Below are 21,887 nucleotides of genomic sequence, written 5' to 3' on the forward strand. Positions count from 1 at the left end.
GAGCAGGGGACTTGGCTATTGCCGCAGATAAACCTGCGGAATGGTGTAGTCAGGGTGTGAACCGACGCTGAGATCGGCGCGATACCAGTGGGTCAATGTGTCTGCCTGTAACACCTGTGCAGGCGTGCCTTGTGCGACCAGCTTCCCTTCGTGCAAGAGCAGAATGCGGTCGGCATACAACGCCGCCAGATTCAGGTCGTGCAGAACGCAGCATACGGATAACGGCTGTTCGCGCGTAAGCTGCTTGAGCAGCCGCAAGAGGTGCTGTTGATGATACAGATCCAGCGCCGACGTGGGTTCATCAAGGAACAACCAGCCCGGCGTCGGTTCTGGATGCCACAGCTGTGCCAGCACACGAGCCAGTTGCACGCGCTGCTGTTCCCCGCCGGAAAGCTGACGATAGTCGCGCGTCGCCAGTTCCAGACAGCCCGTTTGCGCCATGACCTGCTGAATCACATCGTCATTTTTCGGGTAGCGACCGTGGGGGGAACGCCCCATCGCAACAACATCCCGCACGCTAAACGCAAACGCCATGCCGCTATGCTGGCGCATCACCGCACGCGTTTTGGCGAGCGCGCCGGGTTGCCAGTGTGAGAAAGGCTGTCCGGCTAACAGGCACTCGCCTTCATCTGGCGTTAAATAACCGGTCAATAAGCGGAGCAGGGTAGACTTCCCTGCGCCGTTAGGGCCGATGATTGCGACGATTTCCCCACTGTGGAGTTCCAGAGAAACGTCGTCCGTCAGATAACGGCCGTTGGCCTGAAAGCGCAGATGGCGTGCGACTAACGTCCGATCGTGTGCTGAGTCAGTCATTGCCCCGCCCTTTATGCTGAACGATCAGCCATAAGAAATACGGTCCGCCAATCAGGCTGCTTAACAACCCAACGGGCATTTCTGCCGGAGAAAGCAGCGTACGCGCCAGCGTATCGGCAAACAACAGCAGACAGGCACCACCGAGGATAGAACCGGGAATGAGCCAGCGATGGTCGGCACCCAGATGCATGCGCATCAGGTGTGGAATGATAAGCCCGATAAATCCGATCACGCCGCTGACCGCCACTGCTACGCCAACCAACAGCGAACTGAGCAGCAGTAGCGTGTACTTGGTGCGTTTCACATTAACACCAAGGTAGTGCGCCTCTTCGTCCCCTAATTGCAACACGTTCAGACGGTGCGCGTAGTATAACGTGGCGATTGTGGCAGGGATGACCAACGTGCTGGCAACCAGCAGCATGGGCCACTGTGCCTGTCCAAGGCTCCCCATTCCCCACAGTGAGAACTGGCGCAGTTGCTGATCGGTACTGATGTAGGTCAACACGCCGATGAGGGCAAGGCACAGTGCATTGAGCGCGATGCCTGCCAGCAATAATCGCGTTAATCCACCCTGTTCGGAGCGGCTGAGGATGAAAATAATCGCCGTAATTGCCAGGCTACCCGCGAAAGCGGCAAACATCGGGCTGTAAAGCGCCAGCAGTGGAGGAAGGCCAAGCGGCAGCACAATGGTTAGCGCGACGCAGAGTGCGGCACCGCTGCTGATCCCAAGCAGGCCGGGATCAGCGAGCGGATTGCGAAATAACCCCTGCATAATCGCGCCAGAGCAAGCCAACGCGCCGCCGACGAGGATCGCCAGCAGCACACGGGGTACGCGGATATTCAACCAGATATGCCAGATTGGATCGTCAAGCGGCGTTTTCCATAACATCTTGAGCGATAGGGTCAGCGCGCCCATGTTGGCGGCACCGACCATCAGTGCCACCATCAGTAACAGCAGTGCGATCAACCACGTGCGCGGGTGAAAGCGTGACGTCATTTGATCGCTTCGGCTGTCTGACGCAGCGTTGCCATCAGCGCTGGCGTTTCGAGCGTGAAGCCCAGTATCGCCATGTCATCGACCACTAACAGGCGCTTGTTTTTACCCGCAGGCGTCAATGCCAAACCGGGTAATTTCCAGACCTGTGCTTCACCACCCAACGTTTTTAGCCCCTGACTGGATATCAGAATCAGATCCGGCGCACTGGCAATCACGCCTTCCTGTGACAATGGCTGGTAGCGCTCAACGTTTTGCATGGCATTTTTTAATCCGGCACTGCGGATAATCGTGTCTGGCGGGCTATTTTTACCCGCAGCCAGTGCGGTCATGCCGCCGTGGCTGAGAACGAACAGCACGTTAACCGGCAGCGGTGAGGTTTTGACTGCCGCCAGTTGCTGCTGATAGGTTTCCGTCAGTTTTTTACCTTCTGCGTCTTTCCCTAGCGTCTGAGCGATGGCCCCGATTTTCTTCGGCACCGCATCCAGCGATGGCTCGGCGGTGACATGAACCACTTTTGTGCCGCTGTCCGCCACCTGCTGCAGGATGAGTGATGGCTGTGACAGATCGCTGGCGAGAACCAGAGACGGTTTCATGGCCAGAATACCTTCCGCATTGAGGTGGCGCATGTAGCCCACGTCAGGCAGTTTCTTCACGGCTTCCGGGTGCAGACTGGTGCTATCACGCGCAACCAGATCTTTCTCCGCGCCCAGCGCATAGATGATTTCCGTGACGTCGCCGCCGATAGAAACGATACGCTCGGCAGCAGACACACCCAGCGGGAGTGTCAATAGCAGGGGGAATAGCCAGTTTTTCATGCGGCGAGATCCTTGTACGGTTTCAGGGCATCGATCTGGTCGCGCCACTGCTGCTGTTCCGGCGTGCCTTCGGTACGTTGCCCAAAGAGTTGTGCAATTTGAGAGCCGTCTGCTGCATAGAGTTCGAGGCTGGTCACAATGCCGTCGGCTGTTGGTTTACGCGTGATCCAGCTTTCAGCGATCGCGCCTTCGATCAGGTGCAGGGTGAAATCTTTATTAAAGATGTTAATCCACTCTGCATGTTGCTCCATACGCTCTACACGCTCAAGCGTACCGGTGAAGATTTGCACACAGCCACGGTTACCGACGAATACCATGATCTCGTTCTGATCTTCACGCGCGGCAAACAGAATCTGCGACAGCGCATCGTTCTCTACACGGTAAGCCAAATCGTCAGCGACCGAGTTAAACGCCTGCTGGCGCGTCAGGTTATGGCGCTTGAGCAGAATGAAGAAATCATGCACGTCCGTCATCGCACGCCATTCCGCTTCAAGCTGAGGATTATGGGCAACGACCTGCTCAACTGGCGCGCTGTTTGCTGGACGAAGTGCCAAGGCTGGATTTTCGCTGCTGGTAAATTTCTCAACAAATAGCTGCCAGGCGGCCATGTCCGTGGTGTCGGTCGTGTAGACCTTCAGAATGGCATCACCCTGATGATCGAAAAATTGAATGCTCTGACGCTCACCGCGTGCGGTATTTTCACGCAGCGCAAAGGCGGAGGCCCACTGAGAAAGGAACAAACGCAGATCCAGCTCGCGCGGGTTGAGGATAAGACCGGCATGTCCATCCAGCGTCTGGTTCTGATAGTAACCGGTATGCTCATGCACGGCGTATTCGTTACGTGTGATCGACTTGGTATTACCAACCTGCTCCAGTGCGCTTAACCAAACTTTGGCATCACCTTGCAGGCGCTGCGCATCGTGTCCGACACGGGCGTGGGTCAGTTCCGCTTCGCTGATGCCGAGTTGCGCAGCCAAATCGCGGGCGTATTTACGCGGATGTTCAACTTTCGCCTGGAGGTATTGTTGGTAAATGGACGTCTGCATCTCGTTCGTTCCCTTAATCGTTGTCGTATTAATCATAGCAATGAATGAGAATCATTTTCATGTAACAAAAACGCAACCTCAAGTGAAGTTTTCTTAATAAGTGGAATAAGAGGAATCGTAAGAGGTATTTACGTGCTGCGAGAGTGTGGGATAAGCGGCGGGAAAACCGCTGGCACACGACCGGAGAAGGTGAGTGTGCCAGCGTATATCGAATTAAAAACGACTGTCGACGGCGTCCGCCAGACGAGCCAGCAGCGTTTCGGTGTCCTGCCAGCTCAGGCAAGGATCGGTAATGGATTGTCCATACGTCAATGCCAGAGGATTGATCGCCGGCTGATTGCCTTCGATTAAGAAACTTTCCGCCATGATGCCCGCGATGGCGCGTGAACCGGTGCGAATTTGCTGGCAGATATCATCGGCTACGTCGAGCTGGCGGCGATGTTGTTTCTGACAGTTGGCATGACTGAAATCGATCACCAGATGTTCGGGCAGAGAGAATTCACGCAGGTGAGCGCAGGCCGCAGCGATATCTTCCGCGTGGTAGTTCGGTTTTTTCCCGCCACGCATAATAATGTGGCCGAACGGGTTGCCCTGCGTTTTATAGACCGACATGAAGCCCTGCTTATCCGGCGAGAGAAACATGTGCTGGGCGCGAGCGGCACGAATGGCATCGACGGCGATGCGTGTATTACCGTCCGTCCCGTTCTTGAAGCCGACAGGGCAGGACAGCGCAGAAGCCATTTCCCGGTGGATCTGGCTTTCGGTGGTTCTCGCACCTATCGCCCCCCAGCTAATCAAATCGGCAATATATTGGCCGGTGACCATATCGAGGAATTCTGTCGCGGTCGGCAAGCCAAGCTGATTGACGTCCAGCAGCAGGCGGCGCGCAATTTCCAGCCCTTCATTCACCTGAAACGTTCCATTGAGGGCGGGATCGGAGATGAGTCCCTTCCAACCCACCACCGTGCGCGGTTTTTCAAAATAGGTGCGCATGACGATTTCCAGTCGATCCTGATACTGCGTGCGTAGCGCAGCCAGACGGCGTGCATAATCTAACGCGCTGTCGGTGTCATGGATCGAACAAGGGCCAACCACGACGAGCAGGCGGGGATCTTGACCAGTTAGAATGGCTTCAATTTTTTGGCGTGACGAGGTGACATTTTCGGCAACGGCAGGGGTAATTGGGAGTCTGGCAAGTAACGTTTGAGGCGTAACCAGACTCTCGATGCGCGCGCTCCGCAGTTCATCTGTTTGCAGCATGTTTTATCTCTGAATACGGTCAAGCCGAAAACCTGCCGTCACCGAGATGTATGGACATAACTGTGTGTTCAGGCAGCGTTTTCAGGCTATGTTTCCGACTAAAAGGTTGCTTCGCAGCGGCGAAATGCCGGGAAGTGATGGAGCACACAATAAACGAACTGGCGCACATTACAACCGCATCAGGATAAAAAATCTATCATGTACTAGTACATTCTTCGACTCATGCCGAGAATGTCGATGATTTTGGCGGAAATTTCCTCAACGGAATAATTAGTGGTATTGAGATATTTAATCTGGTGTTTGCGAAATAGCGCTTCCACTTCACTGAGTTCCATGCGGCACTGGCGCAGCGACGCATAGCGGCTGTTGCCCCGGCGCTCTTCCCGAATGGCCGCCAGCCGTTCGGCATCAATGGTGAGCCCGAATAGCTTGTGTTGGAAAGGTTTCAACGCGTCGGGCAGGCGCAGGTTATCCATATCATCGGCAATAAAAGGATAGTTGGCGGCGCGAATGCCGAATTGCATCGCCAGATACAGGCTGGTCGGCGTTTTACCGCAGCGCGACACGCCCAGCAGAATAACCTGTGCCTGATCGAGGTTGCGTAGCGAGATGCCGTCATCGTGCGCTAGCGTATAGTCGATGGCGGCGATACGGGCGTCGTATTTGCTCAGGTTATTGGCCGTCAAACCGTGAGTGCGATTGGCAATCGGTGTCGGCGGCGTGTTCAATTCTTCCTGCAAGGGGGCAACCAGCGCCTGTACGATGTCCTGGCAAAACCCTTCGCTGCTGGTAATAATGTTACGTACGGTCGGTGTGACGATGGAGTAAAATACCAGCGGACGCACACCGGTTTGCTGATACAACGTATTGATTTGCTCGCACACGGCTTTGGCGCGCGCTTCACTTTCCACGAAAGGTAAGGTATAGCTAACCGTGTTCACGGGGAACTGGGACAGCACCGCATGGCCCAGCACTTCTGCCGTAATGGCCGTACCGTCCGAGACATAAAATACGCTTCTTTCCACATAACCCCCTGTTGATATTTCCGACAACTCGAACACGTTAACCTCGTCAAAAATTGCTTTTCAAGAATACTTTTATTAAAACGCTATTTCATTATCTTCATGATAAAGAATACTAATCTTATACGATATTGGATTTTTACCGCGTTAAGCAATCATTCGCCGTGAAATCAGTTTTTTTTCATAGGTTGATCGATTCACCTGTCCATGTTCATCAAAACGCTATGCTAACCTGATTGCGTTGAGGCGATTCTCAACCGAACTCTTCCATACCCTAATTGTATGCAGAAAGGATTATTTTCGATGTCCAATAACGGCCCTGATTTGCGTAATGTCCTTTGGTATAACCAGCTCGGTATGCACGACGTTGAAAGGGTGGGAGGCAAGAATGCCTCTCTGGGTGAAATGATCACCAACCTTTCAGAATTGGGCGTAGCCGTTCCCAACGGCTTTGCGACAACGGCGCAGGCGTTTAATGATTTTCTTAATCAAAGCGGGATTAACCAGCGCATTTATGAGCTGCTCGATCGCACCGACATTGACGATCTGAGTCAACTGGCGAGCGCCGGTACGCAGATCCGCCAGTGGATTATTGATACGCCATTCCAGCCCGAGCTGGAGAAGGCAATCAGTGACGCCTACCAGCAACTGGCCGACGGTGAGAAAGACGCCTCGTTTGCCGTGCGTTCTTCCGCTACGGCAGAAGATATGCCGGATGCGTCCTTTGCCGGTCAGCAGGAAACCTTCCTGAATGTGCAGGGCATTGATGCGGTGATGGTGGCTGTGAAGCACGTATTTGCATCGCTGTTTAACGATCGTGCGATCTCCTATCGCGTACATCAGGGGTATGACCACCGTGGCGTGGCGCTGTCAGCGGGCGTGCAGCGCATGGTGCGGTCCGATCTGGCCTCTGCGGGCGTGATGTTTACCATTGATACCGAATCCGGTTTTGATCAGGTGGTGTTCATTACGTCGGCTTACGGTTTGGGTGAAATGGTGGTGCAGGGGGCTGTGAACCCTGACGAGTTCTATGTTCACAAGCCGACATTGCAGAACAACAAACCTGCGATTGTGCGCCGTAATATGGGATCGAAAAAAATCCGTATGGTGTATGCCGCGAGCCAGGAACATGGCAAGCAGGTGCGGATTGAAGATGTGCCGGCAGAACAAACGACGCGTTTCAGCCTGACGGATGATGAAGTGCAGGCACTGGCGAGTCAGGCTCTACTGATTGAGAAACACTACGGTCGTCCGATGGACATCGAGTGGGCGAAAGATGGCCACACCGGCAAGCTTTATATTGTGCAGGCGCGCCCGGAAACGGTTCGTTCCAATGGTCAGGTGATGGAGCGTTACCACCTGCCGGCCAGCGGTACGGTGCTGGTGGAAGGCCGTGCGATCGGCCACCGCATTGGCGCGGGCGAAGTGAAAGTGATTCAGGACATCAGCGAGATGCACCTGATCAATGCAGGCGATGTGCTGGTGACCGACATGACCGACCCGGACTGGGAACCGATCATGAAGAAAGCGGCGGCGATTGTCACCAATCGCGGCGGTCGTACCTGTCACGCGGCGATTATCGCCCGCGAACTGGGCATTCCGGCCGTCGTAGGCTGCGGTGATGCGACCGAGCATTTACGCAAGGGGCAGAAAGTGACTGTCTCCTGTGCGGAAGGCGACACGGGCTACGTGTATCAGGATCTGCTGGACTTCTCCGTGAAGAGTTCACAGATTGATGAAATGCCGACACTGCCGCTGAAAATCATGATGAACGTGGGCAACCCTGACCGCGCGTTTGATTTTGCCTGCCTGCCAAACGATGGCGTCGGTCTGGCGCGTCTGGAATTCATCATCAACCGCATGATTGGCGTGCACCCGCGTGCGCTGCTGGAATTCGACCAGCAAGCCCCTGAGGTGCAACGTGAGATCAAGACGCTGATGCAGGGCTTCGACGATCCGGTGGAGTTCTACGTCGGTCGTCTGACGGAAGGAATCGCGACGCTGGCAGCCGCATTCTCGCCGAAGCGCGTGATCGTCCGCCTGTCCGATTTTAAATCCAACGAGTACGCCAATCTGGTCGGTGGCGAGCGTTATGAGCCGGAAGAAGAGAACCCGATGCTGGGCTTCCGCGGTGCGGGTCGTTACGTGTCGCCGGACTTCAAAGCCTGTTTTGCGCTGGAATGTGAAGCAGTCAAACGCGTGCGTAACGTGATGGGGCTGAAGAACGTCGAGATCATGATCCCGTTCGTTCGTACCGTGGCACAAGCGGAAGCGGTGGTGGCTGAACTGGCGAATCAAGGTCTGCGCCGTGGCGAAGACGGCCTGAAAATCATCATGATGTGCGAAATTCCGTCCAACGCGCTGTTGGCCGATGAATTCCTGCAACACTTTGATGGCTTCTCTATCGGCTCAAACGACATGACGCAGCTGGCGCTGGGCTTGGATCGCGACTCTGGCGTGGTATCGTCGCTGTTTGATGAACGTAACGATGCGGTGAAGGCGCTGCTGTCGATGGCGATCAAGGCCGCCAAGAAACAGGGTAAATACGTCGGTATTTGCGGTCAGGGCCCGTCAGATCACGAAGATTTCGCGCTCTGGCTGATGGAGCAGGGCATCGATAGCCTGTCGCTTAACCCAGATACTGTGGTGCAAACCTGGTTGAATCTGGCTGAGCACAAGTAATTAGTACGGTGAATGCTATGACGCCCGGTGACTGCCGGGCGTCATGGTAACCGACGATGTCAGATTTTAGGGGAAACACGGAGATGAGGTTCCCGCAGGGATGCCTCACTTCGTGGTCGCCCCGTGTATCTCGATCTCATCGCGATGGGGTTGCCGTTGGCCTTGGCGTTTCTTACGGTGCCGCAATCAGGAAGGATTTAAACTGTGGCGTCATCACTGCGCTAAAGCCCTTATCCGTTTTGGTAATCAGATAAACCGCTAGCCCCTGCTGTTCTGCCAGTTTCAACGCCTTCTCTGTTCCCAACACCATCAAACCGGTATCCCAGCCATCCGCTTCCAGCGCAGTCGGTGCAATCACGGTCGCAGAAACCAGCTGATGAGTAATGGGTCTGCCCGTCTCGGGATCGATAACGTGAGAATAGCGCTTGCTGTCCTCTTCAAAATAATTCCGATAGCTGCCGGAAGTACTGATCGCATACCCCTGCAAATTCACCGCCGCCTGTGCGGCATTTTCCTGATCGGTGGGTTTCTGTATCGCCACGCGCCACGGTGTTCCTTCAGCGTTCACCCCACGACTGGACACCGCGCCACCGACGGAAACCAGATAATTGGTGATCCCTTTACGCGTCATTAACTGCGCGAGAACGTCTGCGCCGTACCCTTCGCCCAGCGTGGAGAGATCGACATACAAATCCGGGAGATCTTTCTGAATCCATTCCCCTTTTTCGTCACCGATCAGCTTCAGATGACGCAGCCCGACATTTTGCCGCGCTACATCGATCTGCTGCTGGCTGGGAACCCGCGTAGGCTGCTTCTGCGGGCCGAACCCCCAGAGATTCACCAACGGACCGACGGTGATATCCATCGCACCGTGTGTGGCTTTACCGATACGCAGCGCGGCCAGAATGATATCCGCCATGCCATTGCTGATGGGCTGGGGATCCGTCCCTCGGTACTGATTAAAACGCGACAGGACTGAATCGTCACGGTAGGTGGAAATCTCGTTATTGGCCTGTTCGAGCAGAACATCGATTTCCCGTTGTAACTGCTGTTTGTCTTCGGTGATGTCGCCGCTAATTTTTACGCTGTAAAACGTCCCCATGGTTTTGCCTTCAATGGTCAACAAAGGGCGCTGTGTCGTCGGCGTTGGATTATCGCAGGCTGTCAGAAGGCTGAATAAGCCACAGAGTAGCAATCTCTTCGCGGCAAGAGGCATCATGAAAAACTCCTGAAAAACTGAACTGAGGGTAGGCAGACAGGAGAGTAACAAAAAAGGGATGAAGCGTAATTGAATGGAAGACAAATGAAAGGAAAAAAAAGGCCCATCTCAGGGGATGGGCAAAGACTACACACAGCAATTCGTTACTAACTCTGACGAGGAGGAAACCTCATTGACAAACAGTAGGTTAATACTAGCTCCGGTATTTATCCTATGGATTATGCCCTATTCAGTCATTAAGAATCATCCTAATAGTTAATTATCTTTTAAGGATTGGCCTCTCAGAGTTTTTGTATTGTCAATAATATTGATGCATTAGAGAAATGATATCAAAATTTTTAGGACTAATCCCTAAGAATAGAGGGTTAATCATTAGCTATTTTTACCTATTGAAAAAGTAAGGGAATGATAGCGCCGAAAAATAATACCGAAGAAGCGATGCCGAGAGAGGGAATGCGTGGGCGGCGTACCGCCCACGGGAAGAGAAAACGGTGACTGTCGGTCTTACTCTTTATCTGGCGTATTAGATGTATTAACGGAGAGGATGTTTTGCGGTTCGGGGATTTCACGCATCCAGGCAAACAGCAAACGATAGGAAACGGCGAGAACGACCGGGCCAATAAATATCCCTATCATGCCAAACGCCAGCAAGCCGCCAATCACGCCGGAAAGAATCAGCAACATAGGAAGATCGGCACCCATTTTGATTAATACCGGGCGGATAACGTTATCGATGGTGCCAACGACGCAGCTCCAGACCAGCAAAATGGTGCCCCAGGTGTTATCGCCCGTCCAATACAGCCAAATAATGGCAGGAATCAGTACCGGAAGCGGCCCTAACTGTGCCAGGCAACACAGAAACATCAGAACGGTTAATAGCGTGGTGTAAGGAATCCCAGACAGCCCCAGCCCCACTCCGCCTAATACCGATTGCACGATGGCCGTTACCACCACGCCGAGCGCGACGGCGCGAATTGACTGCGCGGCCAGAATCACCGCGGCGTCGCCGCGTTCCTGTCCCAGCCGGATAGCGAAATGCCGCACAGCCTTCGCGACGGCTTCACCCTTGTAATAGAGCAGGGCGCTGAAAATAAGCATCAGGGAACAGTGCATCAGAAAACGCCCAACATGCGCCGCCTGTGCAACCAGCCAGGTTGCGGTTTTACCAAAATAGGGTTGCACCTTGGCGAACAAACCGCTGCCGCCGCTTTGTAACAGCGCCTGCCAGCTGTTGAACAATTTCTCACCGACTAAAGGAATGGACGTCAGCCACTCCAGCGTTGGCGGCGAAAAGTTTTCCTGTCTGGCTCCCCAACTCATTAGCGCCGAACTGTTCTCCACAACGCTACTGACAAGAACGGCAATCGGGACAATAAATAGCAGGATGAGCAGCAGCGTCATCACGAGCACGGCCAGAGAACGTCTCCCCCATAATAGCACCTGAAATTTAATCAGCATCGGCCAGGTGGCAATAACCACCATACACGCCCAGGCGAATCCCAGAATAAAAGGCTGTACCACCCAAAAACAGGCAATAATCATGATGGTAATAAACACCAGACTGAACAGGATTCTGGCCAGATCAAATCGTGGTGGCTGGGAATATTTGCTCAATGAATCATTCCTCAATAGCAAAAGAAAGGGCGTAGGCGAGGTCGCTTGGGTGAAACCATGTAGTCATCCGTCATCATGAGATATTTCCGGGGGTTTTGACAGCCTATTGAACATTTTGTTGGTGAAACGGCCATTAGCCAACACGCTGTATGTTTTTGCCGATCCGGGAGCGCACACGATTGCGAAATGTGATAAAACGTGATGTCCCCGATGACAGAGCGGCTATATCGGGCTCTTCACAGGCATATCACGACATATTGGCAAACACATCATGTACGGACAGGGTCAAAAAATAATGATCCCACAGATCACGCAATCTCCCGGGCTGGTCCAGCCGGTGCTTAATTTTCTGGAAGCATTGAAGAAAAATGGATTCACGGGCGATACGGCGACTAATTATGCCGATCGTCTGACGATGGCAACGGATAACAGCATCTATCAACTTTTGCCGGATGCGGTGGTCTTCCCCCGTTCAACCGCCGATGTCGCGATCCTCTCGCGGCTGGCGGGCGAGGCGCGTTTTTCAGGGCTGACCTTTACTCCACGCGGTGGCGGGACAGGAACGAACGGGCAGGCGCTGAATCGCGGCATCGTGGTCGATATGTCGCGTTATATGAACCGCATTCTGGAGATCAATCCTGAGCAAGGCTGGGTGCGCGTCGAAGCGGGCGTCATTAAAGATCAGCTTAACCAGTACCTGAAGTCTTATGGTTACTTCTTCGCACCCGAGCTCTCGACCAGTAACCGGGCGACGCTGGGCGGCATGATCAATACCGATGCCTCAGGGCAAGGTTCGCTGGTGTACGGCAAAACCTCAGACCATGTGCTGGGGCTACGTGCGGTCCTGCTGGGCGGCGAAATGCTGGATACGCAGGCTATGCAGGTAGAGCTGGCAGAGAAACTGGCGTTAGAAGATTCCGCCATTGGCCGTATTTACCATACGGTGCTGCACCGCTGTCGCGAACAGCGTGCGTTGATTATCGACAAGTTCCCTAAGCTGAATCGTTTTCTGACGGGTTATGACCTGCGCCATGTATTCAGTGACGATCTCCGTACCTTTGACCTGACGCGTATTCTGACCGGGGCGGAAGGCACGCTGGCGTTTATTACCGAAGCGAAGCTTGATATCACGCCGCTGCCGAAGAGCCGCCGTCTGGTCAATATCAAATACGACTCCTTCAACTCCGCGTTGCGCAATGCGCCGTTCATGGTGGAAGCGAAGGCGTTGTCCGTTGAAACCGTGGATTCCAAAGTCTTAAACCTTGCCCGCGAAGATATCGTCTGGCATTCCGTTAGCGAACTGATTACCGATGTGCCTAATCAGGAAATGCTCGGCCTGAATATCGTTGAATTCGCAGGTGATGATGAAGCACTGATTAATGGGCAGGTCGACGCGCTTTGTCAGCGGCTGGATACGCTGCTGGCAAACGGAGAAGGCGGAGTAATTGGTTACCAAACCTGTAACGACCTGTCCGGCATCGAGCGTATTTATGCCATGCGGAAAAAAGCCGTCGGGCTGCTGGGCAACAGCAAAGGGCAGGCGAAGCCCATTCCGTTTGCGGAAGATACCTGCGTGCCACCACAGCATCTGGCCGATTACATCGAAGAGTTCCGTGCGCTGTTAGACAGCCACAACCTGACGTACGGCATGTTTGGCCACGTTGACGCCGGAGTGCTGCACGTTCGTCCGGCGCTGGATATGTGCGACCCGCAACAGGAAATGCTGATGAAACAGCTTTCCGACCAGATTGTCGCGCTGACGGCCAAATATGGCGGTCTGCTGTGGGGAGAGCACGGGAAAGGCTTCCGCGCTGAGTATAGCCCCGAATTCTTTGGGCCGGAACTGTATGCCGAGCTGCGTCGCATTAAGGCCGCGTTCGACCCTGATAACCGACTTAATCCCGGGAAGATTTGTGCGCCGCTGGACGTGGATGCGCCGATGATGAAAGTCGATGCGGTCAAGCGCGGCACGTACGATCGGACGATCCCGCTGACGGTGCGTACGGCGTTCCGTGGCGCGATGGAATGTAACGGTAATGGTCTGTGCTTTAACTTTGATGCCCGTAGCCCAATGTGCCCGTCGATGAAAATCAGCGGCAACCGTATTCATTCCCCGAAAGGCCGTGCGACGCTGGTGCGTGAATGGTTACGCCTGCTGGCGGAGCAGGGCGTCGATCCCGTCGCGCTGGAGAACGCGTTGCCGCAGCAGAAGCTGAGCCTGCGCGCCTTTATCCAGAAGACCCGCAATACCTGGCAGGCGAAGCAAGGCGATTATGATTTCTCTCACGAGGTCAAAGACGCGATGTCTGGCTGTCTGGCGTGTAAAGCGTGCTCAACGCAGTGCCCTATCAAGATTGACGTGCCCGGTTTCCGCTCTCGCTTCCTGCAACTTTATCACACGCGCTATCTGCGTCCGGTGCGTGACTATCTGGTCGCCGGTGTCGAAAGCTATGCGCCGCTGATGGCGCGCAGCCCGAAGACGTTTAACTTCTTCCTGAAAATGCCGCTGCTGAATAACCTGAGCCGCAGCCAGATCGGCATGGTCGATTTGCCTCTGCTGTCATCGCCGTCGCTGCGCCAGCAGTTTGCCGGACATAGCGTCGTCAACACCACGCTGGAACAGCTGGAACAGTTGCCGGAAGCGGCGCGCCAGCAGTATGTGTTAATCGTGCAGGATCCGTTTACCAGCTATTACGATGCGCAAGTGGTGGCTGATTTCGTCCATCTGATCGAAAAACTCAAGCTGAAGCCAGTCCTGTTGCCGTTCTCGCCGAACGGGAAGGCACAACACATTAAAGGCTTCCTGCAACGCTTTGCCAAAACGGCCTCGAAGACGGCAGATTTCCTGAACCGCGTCGCTAAATTAGGGATGCCGATGGTGGGCGTCGATCCGGCGCTGGTGTTGTGCTATCGCGACGAATACCGTGAAATTTTGGGCGAGAAGCGTGGTGATTTTCAGGTGCAACTGGTGCATGAATGGCTGGTGACGGCATTGGCAGACAGCACGCCGCAGCCTGCCACTGGCGAATCCTGGTATCTGCTGGGGCACTGTACGGAAACCACGGCGCTGCCGATCAGCACGAAACAGTGGTCCGACATTTTCTCGCGCTTTGGTGCCAAACTGGAGAATGTCAGCGTCGGCTGCTGCGGCATGGCGGGAACCTACGGGCATGAAACCAAGAACCTTGCCAACTCGCAGGGAATCTATGCGCTGTCCTGGCAGCAGGTGTTGCAGAAGTTACCGCAGAAACGCTGCCTGACTACCGGCTATTCGTGTCGCAGTCAGGTGAAACGCATGGAAGGCAGCGCATTGCGCCATCCGCTACAGGCCTTGCTGGAGATTATCTGATGCTATGGAAACGACAGGTTACGCTTGAGCAGCTTAACGAACCGAGCCAAACGTGTATGGTGGGTCATGTCGGTATCCGCTATACCCATATTGCGGAAGATTATCTGGAAGCGGTGATGCCAGTGGATTCTCGCACGCGTCAGCCATTTGGCTTATTGCACGGCGGTGCCTCCGTTGTGCTGGCGGAATCGCTGGGTTCCGTCGCGGGCTATCTGTGTTCTGAAGGCGATCAGCAGGTGGTGGGGCTTGAAATCAATGCCAACCATCTGCGAGCCGTGCGTGAAGGGGAAGTACGGGGCGTATGCCGGGCGCTTCACGTTGGCCGCCGTAGCCAGGTATGGCAGATTGAGATTTTTGATAATCAGAATCGCCTGTGCTGCATTTCACGTCTGACGACATCCGTCATTACGCCGTAAACATGAAGCACGAAACCAGATTGCTGGCCGGTCTGGTTTCGTTGTTGGTAAATCGATAGTTCTTTAGGGGAGAAACGGCACGCGCTTAACGAAGTCGGTCTGAAACGCGGTGGCTTTATCCCACGAGCCCTGCATGCTTAACTGATGGCAAATTGATTTCAGCGTGTTACGGGCAAAGTAGTAGCTTTGCACGCGAAACAGGTGGCAACGCCCTTCATTATTAATCTCTTTAATCAACCGATTGTGCAGCTTGACCAGCGCATGCAAATAGCTCTCGTCATCGCCATTTCTCAGACAGAGTTCAACCATGTCCATGCAAGCGTTATGATAGCGACGTAAATGGTCAATATTGCTTCCCGGACGGTTTAAGCGAGCTTCCGCCATATAGAAATCAACGGTGGCATCGCGAATCTGAAATTTATATTCGTCAATTTGATGGTGCAGCCAGGCATTCACGGAAAGCATGGTTATCGATCCTGAATATGAAATGATAATCATTATCATATTGATAAAAAAGGTCATGATCAATGGGCAAAACGTGCTTTAACGTCAAAAGTCCGATCGGAAATCACATAAATCTTCATATACCTTCCCTGTTTTACAAATAGGTATCGCCGATAAATGTTATAATAATGATAACGAAATGATAATTTTCGCCTTCCCGAAAGGGACCGAGGTGATACTATTAATTCATTTATTATCAATTGGTTAGTTGATTTATTGCCGCATTGTTTGGCGCGTCAGAGACGTGTAAAATAGCGCTATTGGCTCGCTAAAAACCGAAATGTTACGAATAGCCCTGCGAAACAAGAGGTTGAAGCTAGTTTCATTATCACTAACATTAGGGGAAACCAGCCTAAAACTGGTACCACACGCAATGAGGTATTCCATATGCAAGCGGAAAATGTAGGGACGTTTTCACTGGATGAAAATGTCTGGCAAGGATTGACGCTGACCGACAGCGCCGTGAAGCAGATTAAGAATCTGATGAAGCAGGATGAAGCCGTGCAAGGACTACGGCTCGGCGTTAAACAATCAGGCTGTGCGGGATTTGGCTATGTGCTGGATCTGGTACAGGAGTTCGAGACCGACGATCTGGTATTCGAACGTGATGGTGCAAAACTGTATGTCCCACTGAAAGCGATGCCTTTCATTGACGGCACAGAACTTGATTTCGTCCGTGAAGGGCTGAATCAGATATTCAAGTTTAATAATCCCAGAGCGCAGCATGCTTGTGGATGTGGCGAAAGCTTTGGCATTTAAGTGATGAAAAATTATGGCACGTAGCACGGTAGATGTACCTGATGATGTCCAGATCTGGATGGGTGATGGACGCTATAAAGAAGGTTTCTTCACGCAGTTGGAAACCGATGAGCTGGCGCACGGCATTAACGAAGATGTCGTACGGGCGATCTCGGCGAAGCGTAACGAACCTGAGTGGATGCTGGAATTCCGTCTCAACGCCTACAACGCGTGGCTGGAGATGGAAGAACCGCATTGGCTGAAAGCCCATTACGAGAAACTGGACTATCAGGACTATAGCTATTATTCCGCGCCTTCCTGCGGTAACTGCGACGACAGCTGCGGCTCTGAGCCCGGCGCCAAGCAGCAATCCGGGATTGCGGACGTGAATAATTACCTGACCAGCGAAGTAGAGAACGCGTTTAATCAGCTGGGCGTTCCTGTCCGTGAAGGCAAGAAAGTGGCGGTCGATGCGATTTTTGACTCCGTCTCTGTTGCGACCACGTATCGGCATGAGCTGGCTGAAAAAGGCATTATCTTCTGCTCATTCAGCGAGGCGATTCAGGAGCATCCCGATCTGGTGCGCCAGTATCTCGGTACGGTCGTCCCAGCGAACGACAACTTCTTTGCGGCGCTGAACTCGGCGGTCGCCTCCGACGGCACGTTTGTGTACATCCCGAAAGGCGTGCGCTGCCCGATGGAACTGTCGACGTATTTCCGCATTAACGCGGCAAAAACCGGCCAGTTCGAGCGTACGATCCTGATCGCCGATGATGACAGCTACGTCAGCTACATCGAAGGCTGCTCCGCGCCCGTTCGTGACACCTACCAGCTGCACGCCGCGGTGGTGGAAGTCATCATCAACAAGAATGCCGAAGTGAAATATTCCACGGTGCAGAACTGGTTCTCCGGTAAAGATGACGCCGAAGGCGGGATTCTAAACTTCGTGACCAAGCGCGCGCTGTGTGCAGGCGAGCATTCGAAAATGTCCTGGACGCAGTCAGAAACCGGCTCCGCGATCACCTGGAAATACCCGAGCGTTATTCTGCGCGGTGACTACTCCGTCGGTGAATTCTTCTCTGTCGCGTTGACCAATGGTCGTCAGCAGGCCGATACCGGCACCAAGATGATTCACATCGGTAAAAACACCCGTTCGACCATTATCTCTAAAGGGATTTCCGCCGGACGTAGTGAGAACACCTACCGCGGTCTGGTGAAGATCATGCCGAGCGCGACTAACGCCCGTAACTTCACCCAGTGTGACTCCATGTTGATCGGTAGCGAGTGCGGCGCGCACACCTTCCCGTATGTGGAAGTGCGCAACAATACCGCGCAGTTGGAGCACGAAGCGACGACCTCGAAAATTGGCGAAGACCAACTGTTCTACTGTCTGCAACGCGGTATCAGCGAAGATGACGCCATCTCGATGATCGTGAACGGATTCTGTAAGGACGTCTTCTCTGAATTGCCGTTGGAATTTGCGGTAGAAGCACAAAAGTTACTGGCGATTAGCCTGGAACACAGCGTGGGTTAATTCGGCGGTTACCGGGATTTTCACAGAGAATAATGAGAATCATCGGTCCCGGAATTCATTAAGCGCTCGCCACATTGGGCGTTGGAAGGAATAAGCATGTTAAGCATCGAAAATTTAAAAGTCAGCGTAGAAGGCAAAGAGATCATCAAAGGGCTTAATCTCACCATTAAGCCGGGTGAAGTTCACGCGATTATGGGCCCGAATGGCTCAGGAAAAAGTACGCTCTCCGCGACGCTGGCTGGACGCGAAGAATATGAAGTGACCGACGGTTCGGTGAACTTCAAAGGGAAAGATCTGCTGGAATTGTCTCCAGAAGATCGTGCGGGCGAAGGCGTCTTCATGGCGTTTCAGTACCCTGTCGAGATCCCCGGCGTGAGTAACCAGTTCTTCCTGCAAACCTCCGTTAACGCGGTGCGTAAATACCGCGAGCAGGAACCGCTGGATCGCTTTGACTTCGCCGACTTTATCGAAGAAAAGATCAAGTTATTGAATATGCCGGAAGATTTGCTGACCCGTTCGGTCAACGTGGGCTTCTCCGGCGGTGAGAAGAAGCGTAACGATATTCTGCAGATGGCGGCGCTGGAGCCGGATCTGTGCATTCTGGATGAAACCGACTCCGGTCTGGACATCGATGCACTGAAAATCGTCTCTAACGGCGTTAACTCCCTGCGCGACGGCAAACGTTCGTTCATCATCGTCACGCACTACCAGCGTATTCTTGATTACATCAAACCGGATCACGTCCACGTTCTGTATCAAGGGCGCATTGTGAAATCCGGTGATTTCTCGCTGGTGAAACAGTTGGAGGAGCAAGGCTATGGCTGGCTTACCGACGAGCAATAAGGTGACGAGCGATAACGCGACGGGTAAAACCAGCATCGCACAGAAACAAGAGCAGGCGCTGCAGCAATGGCATGGTCTGTTTGAACGCGATGCATCGCGCCGCTCTGAAGAAGCGAACCAGCACTGGCAGGACGTGGTGCGCCTTGGCTTACCGCACCGTAAGCATGAGCACTGGAAATACACGCCGCTGGATGGCTTGCTGAGCAACGAATTTGTCGCACCACAGGCACCGTCTCTCGATCGCACAGCGGTAGACGCCCTGGCCTTAGCGGTAGATAGCTGGCGTCTGGTGTTTGTCGATGGCGTATTCAACGCAGAACTCAGCGACAGCGCCTGGGGCCCTTATCAGGTTGACGTACAGGCGTCGCGTGCGCATGGCGTGCTGCCTGCAGCCATCCAGTCCGAAGTGTTCCTGCACCTGACCGAAAGTCTGGCTAGCACAAGTACGCTGATTCATCTGGCTGCCGGACAGCAGGCGGAAAAACCGCTTTACCTGTTGCACATTAGCAGCAGTCAGGAAGCCGCGTTGAACACGGTTCACCATCGTCATCATCTGAACGTTGAGCGTGGCGCGAGTGCGGAAATTATCGAGCACTACGTCAGTCTGGATGAGCATGCGCACTTTACTGGCGCACGTCTGACGGTGAATGCGGCAGAAAATAGCCAGGTTAGCCATTATAAGCTGGCGTTTGAAGCGGCGGCAGGCTACCACTTCGCGCATAACGATCTGGTTCTGGCGCGTGATGCTCGGGTTCGTAGCCACAGCTTCTTGCTGGGGGCGGGTCTGACGCGTCATAACACCAGCGCCCAGTTGAATGGCGAAGGCACCAATCTGTCCATGAACAGCCTGATCCTGCCGGTTGGCAGCGAAGTGTGCGATACGCGAACGTATCTGGAGCATAATCAGGGCTATGGCGAAAGCCGCCAGTTGCATAAAGTCATCGTCAACGATCGCGCCAGAGCGGTGTTTAACGGCATGATCAAAGTTGCGCCACATGCGCTGAAAACTGACGGGCAGATGACTAACAACAACCTGCTGCTGGGTCGACTGGCTGAGGTTGATACCAAGCCGCAGTTGGAAATTTACGCAGACGACGTGAAATGCAGCCATGGTGCCACGATTGGCCGTATGGACGAAGAACAGCTGTTCTATCTGCGTTCTCGTGGTATTACGCAGCAGGATGCGCAACAGATGATCATCTTCGCCTTTGCGGCGGAAGTCACAGAAGCGATTGAAAACGAGTCTCTGCGAGATGTGGTTCTGGAACGTATCGCGCAGCGTTTGCCCAACGCGCTGGCGAATGCCGGCAAGGCGGTATGATGAGTTATCCTATTGAACGGGTTCGTGCCGATTTCCCGCTGCTTGCAAGTGAGGTTAACGGTCAACCGTTAGCCTATCTTGATAGCGCCGCGAGTGCGCAAAAACCGCACGCGGTTATCGATCGCGAAGCCGAATTCTATCGCCATGAATATGCTGCTGTGCATCGCGGCATTCACACGCTGAGCGCGCAGGCGACCAGTGCGATGGAAGCCGTGCGCGAGAAGGTTGCCTCCTTTATCAATGCGGCTTCAGTGGAAGAGATTGTCTTTGTTCGCGGGACGACGGAGGCCATCAATCTGGTGGCTAACAGCTATGGCCGCACCTTTATCCAGCCGGGCGATAACCTGATCATCACCGAGATGGAACACCACGCGAATATCGTTCCCTGGCAAATGCTGGCAGAAGCGCGTGGCGTTGAGGTTCGCGTATTGCCGCTGGCCGAAGATGGTTCACTGGATGTTGCGCAGCTTCCCAGCTTGCTGGACGAACGTACTCGTCTGCTGGCAGTAACGCAAATCTCTAACGTACTCGGTGCCCTAAACCCAGTTAAGGCCATGATCGCACAGGCAAAAGCGGCTGGTGCGGTTACGTTGGTCGATGGTGCGCAGTCGATTATGCATCAGACGGTCGATGTGCAGGATCTGGACTGTGACTTCTTTGTCTTTTCAGGACATAAGATCTACGGCCCATCGGGTATTGGCGTGCTGTACGGCAAACGTGACCTGCTTCAGGCCATGCCGCCGTGGGAAGGTGGCGGGGCGATGATTCGTCAGGTGAGCCTGCGTACGGGCACCACCTATGCGGATTCACCGTGGCGCTTTGAGGCTGGTTCGCCCAACACGGGCGGTATCATGGGCTTAGGCGCTGCGTTGGACTACGTGACGGCGCTGGGGCGTGAAGAGATTCAACGTTATGAATCCTCTCTGATGCAGTATGCGCTGGAAGCGCTCACGCAGGTGCCCGATCTGACATTGTACGGGCCTGCTGAACGCCACGGTGTTATCGCGTTTAATCTTGGGCAGCACCACGCCTATGACGTTGGAAGTTTCCTCGATCGGTACGGTATTGCGATTCGCACCGGCCACCATTGCGCGATGCCGCTGATGGAACACTACGGTGTTCCTAGTATGTGCCGCGCCTCGCTGGCCGTTTATACTACACGCGAAGAAATTGACCGGCTGGTTGCCGGATTGCAACGTATCCATCGATTGCTGGGCAGTTAAGCGCCGCGCGCGGATCTGTTCGGGGAGGAAAACATGGCGAGTCTGCCAGAACCGCAGAAACTGGCGCGCAATTTTGCGCGCTGTAATGACTGGGAAGAAAAATATCTTTATGTCATCGAGTTAGGGGAGCGTCTTGACCCTCTGCCCGACGAGTGGCGTAATCCAGAGAACCTGATTTCGGGGTGCCAAAGCCAGGTTTGGATTGTGACACAGCCCGATGAACAGGGCATTATCACCCTGCACGGTGACAGCGATGCCGCCATCGTGAAAGGGCTGATTGCCGTGGTTTTCAGCCTGTATCAGGGGCTGACAGCGCAGGAGATTGTTGAGCTGGATGTGCGGCCATTCTTCGAATCGCTGGCGTTGAATCAACACCTGACGCCATCCCGCTCTCAGGGGCTTGAGGCGATGCTGCGCGCGATTCGCGCACATGCTGCGGCACTGCTTTAATTTTCTTCCCTGTTTTCTGCTTTCCTGAAGTATAAAAAAGC

18 protein-coding genes and 1 other RNA gene are annotated in these 21,887 nt (G+C 53.9%); 9 read left to right on the forward strand and 10 right to left on the reverse strand.

Annotation, left to right across the window (positions count from 1 at the left end; all coding sequences use genetic code 11):
* Positions 1-15 precede the first annotated feature (15 nt).
* The 6 genes from Q3A88_RS04340 to Q3A88_RS04365 form a co-directional block, all read right to left on the reverse strand.
* A complete protein-coding gene (locus tag Q3A88_RS04340; RefSeq protein ID WP_010276313.1) occupies positions 16-813 on the reverse strand; it encodes a heme ABC transporter ATP-binding protein in 798 nt (265 codons plus the stop codon).
* Complete coding sequence (locus Q3A88_RS04345; protein WP_317177477.1) at positions 806-1,810, reverse strand: iron ABC transporter permease; 1,005 nt, start codon at positions 1,808-1,810, stop codon at positions 806-808. The genes Q3A88_RS04340 and Q3A88_RS04345 overlap by 8 nt, the downstream gene beginning before the upstream one ends.
* Positions 1,807-2,625, reverse strand: coding sequence for a hemin ABC transporter substrate-binding protein (locus Q3A88_RS04350; protein WP_317177478.1), 819 nt, complete (start codon positions 2,623-2,625; stop codon positions 1,807-1,809). The genes Q3A88_RS04345 and Q3A88_RS04350 overlap by 4 nt, the downstream gene beginning before the upstream one ends.
* The gene (locus tag Q3A88_RS04355) at positions 2,622-3,671 is read right to left on the reverse strand and encodes a hemin-degrading factor (protein WP_039314327.1); all 1,050 of its coding nucleotides are present in this window, start codon (positions 3,669-3,671) and stop codon (positions 2,622-2,624) included. Before Q3A88_RS04355 ends, Q3A88_RS04350 begins: the two co-directional genes overlap by 4 nt.
* A gap of 213 nt (positions 3,672-3,884) precedes the next feature.
* The gene (locus Q3A88_RS04360; protein ID WP_014915803.1) at positions 3,885-4,931 is read right to left on the reverse strand and encodes a 3-deoxy-7-phosphoheptulonate synthase; all 1,047 of its coding nucleotides are present in this window, start codon (positions 4,929-4,931) and stop codon (positions 3,885-3,887) included.
* A 203-nt stretch (positions 4,932-5,134) separates the two neighbouring features.
* Positions 5,135-5,956 (reverse strand): pyruvate, water dikinase regulatory protein, encoded by an 822-nt coding sequence (locus Q3A88_RS04365; RefSeq protein WP_010276338.1) that lies wholly within the window; start codon positions 5,954-5,956, stop codon positions 5,135-5,137.
* Between the two features lie 300 nt (positions 5,957-6,256).
* On the opposite strand from Q3A88_RS04365, the gene ppsA reads away from it, so the two are divergent.
* Positions 6,257-8,635 (forward strand): phosphoenolpyruvate synthase, encoded by a 2,379-nt coding sequence (gene ppsA / locus Q3A88_RS04370; RefSeq protein WP_110164004.1) that lies wholly within the window; start codon positions 6,257-6,259, stop codon positions 8,633-8,635.
* Positions 8,636-8,807: 172 nt separating this feature from the next.
* On the opposite strand, the gene apbE is transcribed toward ppsA, so the two are convergent.
* From apbE to ydiK, 3 genes are all read right to left on the reverse strand, one after another.
* Positions 8,808-9,854 carry an FAD:protein FMN transferase ApbE gene (apbE, locus tag Q3A88_RS04375; protein WP_039467903.1) on the reverse strand — a complete coding sequence of 349 codons (1,047 nt, stop codon included), beginning with the start codon at positions 9,852-9,854 and terminating at the stop codon, positions 8,808-8,810.
* A 91-nt stretch (positions 9,855-9,945) separates the two neighbouring features.
* An RNA gene (gene rprA, locus Q3A88_RS04380) (antisense sRNA RprA) lies at positions 9,946-10,057 on the reverse strand.
* A 301-nt stretch (positions 10,058-10,358) separates the two neighbouring features.
* On the reverse strand, positions 10,359-11,468 hold the full coding sequence (gene ydiK / locus Q3A88_RS04385; RefSeq protein WP_317177479.1) for an AI-2E family transporter YdiK: 1,110 nt from the start codon (positions 11,466-11,468) through the stop codon (positions 10,359-10,361).
* A gap of 295 nt (positions 11,469-11,763) precedes the next feature.
* On the opposite strand from ydiK, the gene Q3A88_RS04390 reads away from it, so the two are divergent.
* Together Q3A88_RS04390 and menI are read left to right on the forward strand one after the other, a co-directional pair.
* The gene (locus Q3A88_RS04390) at positions 11,764-14,817 is read left to right on the forward strand and encodes an FAD-binding and (Fe-S)-binding domain-containing protein (RefSeq protein WP_317177480.1); all 3,054 of its coding nucleotides are present in this window, start codon (positions 11,764-11,766) and stop codon (positions 14,815-14,817) included.
* Positions 14,817-15,233, forward strand: a complete 417-nt coding sequence (gene menI, locus Q3A88_RS04395) for a 1,4-dihydroxy-2-naphthoyl-CoA hydrolase (protein ID WP_010276356.1) — start codon at positions 14,817-14,819, stop codon at positions 15,231-15,233. Before Q3A88_RS04390 ends, menI begins: the two co-directional genes overlap by 1 nt.
* A gap of 63 nt (positions 15,234-15,296) precedes the next feature.
* Here the strand turns inward: menI and Q3A88_RS04400 are convergent, their stop codons facing one another.
* Entirely contained in the window at positions 15,297-15,698 is a 402-nt protein-coding gene (locus Q3A88_RS04400) for a hypothetical protein (RefSeq protein WP_039286032.1), read from the reverse strand.
* Positions 15,699-16,124: 426 nt separating this feature from the next.
* Here Q3A88_RS04400 and sufA point away from each other — a divergent pair, with 426 nt between their 5' ends.
* The 6 genes from sufA to sufE all read left to right on the forward strand — a co-directional run bounded on the left by sufA (position 16,125) and on the right by sufE (position 21,846).
* Positions 16,125-16,496 (forward strand): Fe-S cluster assembly scaffold SufA, encoded by a 372-nt coding sequence (gene sufA, locus Q3A88_RS04405; RefSeq protein WP_005970398.1) that lies wholly within the window; start codon positions 16,125-16,127, stop codon positions 16,494-16,496.
* 13 nt (positions 16,497-16,509) lie between these two features.
* Positions 16,510-18,009, forward strand: coding sequence for a Fe-S cluster assembly protein SufB (sufB, locus tag Q3A88_RS04410; protein WP_110164002.1), 1,500 nt, complete (start codon positions 16,510-16,512; stop codon positions 18,007-18,009).
* 96 nt (positions 18,010-18,105) lie between these two features.
* On the forward strand, positions 18,106-18,852 hold the full coding sequence (gene sufC, locus Q3A88_RS04415; RefSeq protein WP_014915795.1) for a Fe-S cluster assembly ATPase SufC: 747 nt from the start codon (positions 18,106-18,108) through the stop codon (positions 18,850-18,852).
* Complete coding sequence (gene sufD, locus Q3A88_RS04420) at positions 18,827-20,173, forward strand: Fe-S cluster assembly protein SufD (protein ID WP_233990717.1); 1,347 nt, start codon at positions 18,827-18,829, stop codon at positions 20,171-20,173. The genes sufC and sufD overlap by 26 nt, the downstream gene beginning before the upstream one ends.
* Positions 20,173-21,396 carry a cysteine desulfurase SufS gene (gene sufS, locus Q3A88_RS04425; protein ID WP_039515894.1) on the forward strand — a complete coding sequence of 408 codons (1,224 nt, stop codon included), beginning with the start codon at positions 20,173-20,175 and terminating at the stop codon, positions 21,394-21,396. Before sufD ends, sufS begins: the two co-directional genes overlap by 1 nt.
* Positions 21,397-21,429: 33 nt before the next feature.
* Positions 21,430-21,846 (forward strand): cysteine desulfuration protein SufE, encoded by a 417-nt coding sequence (gene sufE, locus Q3A88_RS04430; RefSeq protein WP_010276404.1) that lies wholly within the window; start codon positions 21,430-21,432, stop codon positions 21,844-21,846.
* Positions 21,847-21,887 lie beyond the last annotated feature (41 nt).

The organism is Pectobacterium sp. HCp5_1 (genome assembly GCF_032905925.1).
In the GTDB taxonomy this organism is placed as follows: Bacteria; Pseudomonadota; Gammaproteobacteria; order Enterobacterales; family Enterobacteriaceae; genus Pectobacterium; species Pectobacterium brasiliense_A.

Coding starts and splice junctions, on each gene's coding strand:
- ppsA (WP_110164004.1), top strand. CDS start 6,257: ATGTCCAATAACGGCCCTGATTTGCGTAATGTCCTTTGGTATAACCAG.
- sufB (WP_110164002.1), top strand. CDS start 16,510: ATGGCACGTAGCACGGTAGATGTACCTGATGATGTCCAGATCTGGATG.
- sufA (WP_005970398.1), top strand. CDS start 16,125: ATGCAAGCGGAAAATGTAGGGACGTTTTCACTGGATGAAAATGTCTGG.
- sufE (WP_010276404.1), top strand. CDS start 21,430: ATGGCGAGTCTGCCAGAACCGCAGAAACTGGCGCGCAATTTTGCGCGC.
- Q3A88_RS04345 (WP_317177477.1), bottom strand. CDS start 1,810: ATGACGTCACGCTTTCACCCGCGCACGTGGTTGATCGCACTGCTGTTA.
- menI (WP_010276356.1), top strand. CDS start 14,817: ATGCTATGGAAACGACAGGTTACGCTTGAGCAGCTTAACGAACCGAGC.
- Q3A88_RS04360 (WP_014915803.1), bottom strand. CDS start 4,931: ATGCTGCAAACAGATGAACTGCGGAGCGCGCGCATCGAGAGTCTGGTT.
- Q3A88_RS04340 (WP_010276313.1), bottom strand. CDS start 813: ATGACTGACTCAGCACACGATCGGACGTTAGTCGCACGCCATCTGCGC.
- sufD (WP_233990717.1), top strand. CDS start 18,827: ATGGCTGGCTTACCGACGAGCAATAAGGTGACGAGCGATAACGCGACG.
- apbE (WP_039467903.1), bottom strand. CDS start 9,854: ATGATGCCTCTTGCCGCGAAGAGATTGCTACTCTGTGGCTTATTCAGC.
- sufC (WP_014915795.1), top strand. CDS start 18,106: ATGTTAAGCATCGAAAATTTAAAAGTCAGCGTAGAAGGCAAAGAGATC.
- Q3A88_RS04350 (WP_317177478.1), bottom strand. CDS start 2,625: ATGAAAAACTGGCTATTCCCCCTGCTATTGACACTCCCGCTGGGTGTG.
- Q3A88_RS04355 (WP_039314327.1), bottom strand. CDS start 3,671: ATGCAGACGTCCATTTACCAACAATACCTCCAGGCGAAAGTTGAACAT.
- Q3A88_RS04400 (WP_039286032.1), bottom strand. CDS start 15,698: ATGCTTTCCGTGAATGCCTGGCTGCACCATCAAATTGACGAATATAAA.
- Q3A88_RS04390 (WP_317177480.1), top strand. CDS start 11,764: ATGATCCCACAGATCACGCAATCTCCCGGGCTGGTCCAGCCGGTGCTT.
- sufS (WP_039515894.1), top strand. CDS start 20,173: ATGAGTTATCCTATTGAACGGGTTCGTGCCGATTTCCCGCTGCTTGCA.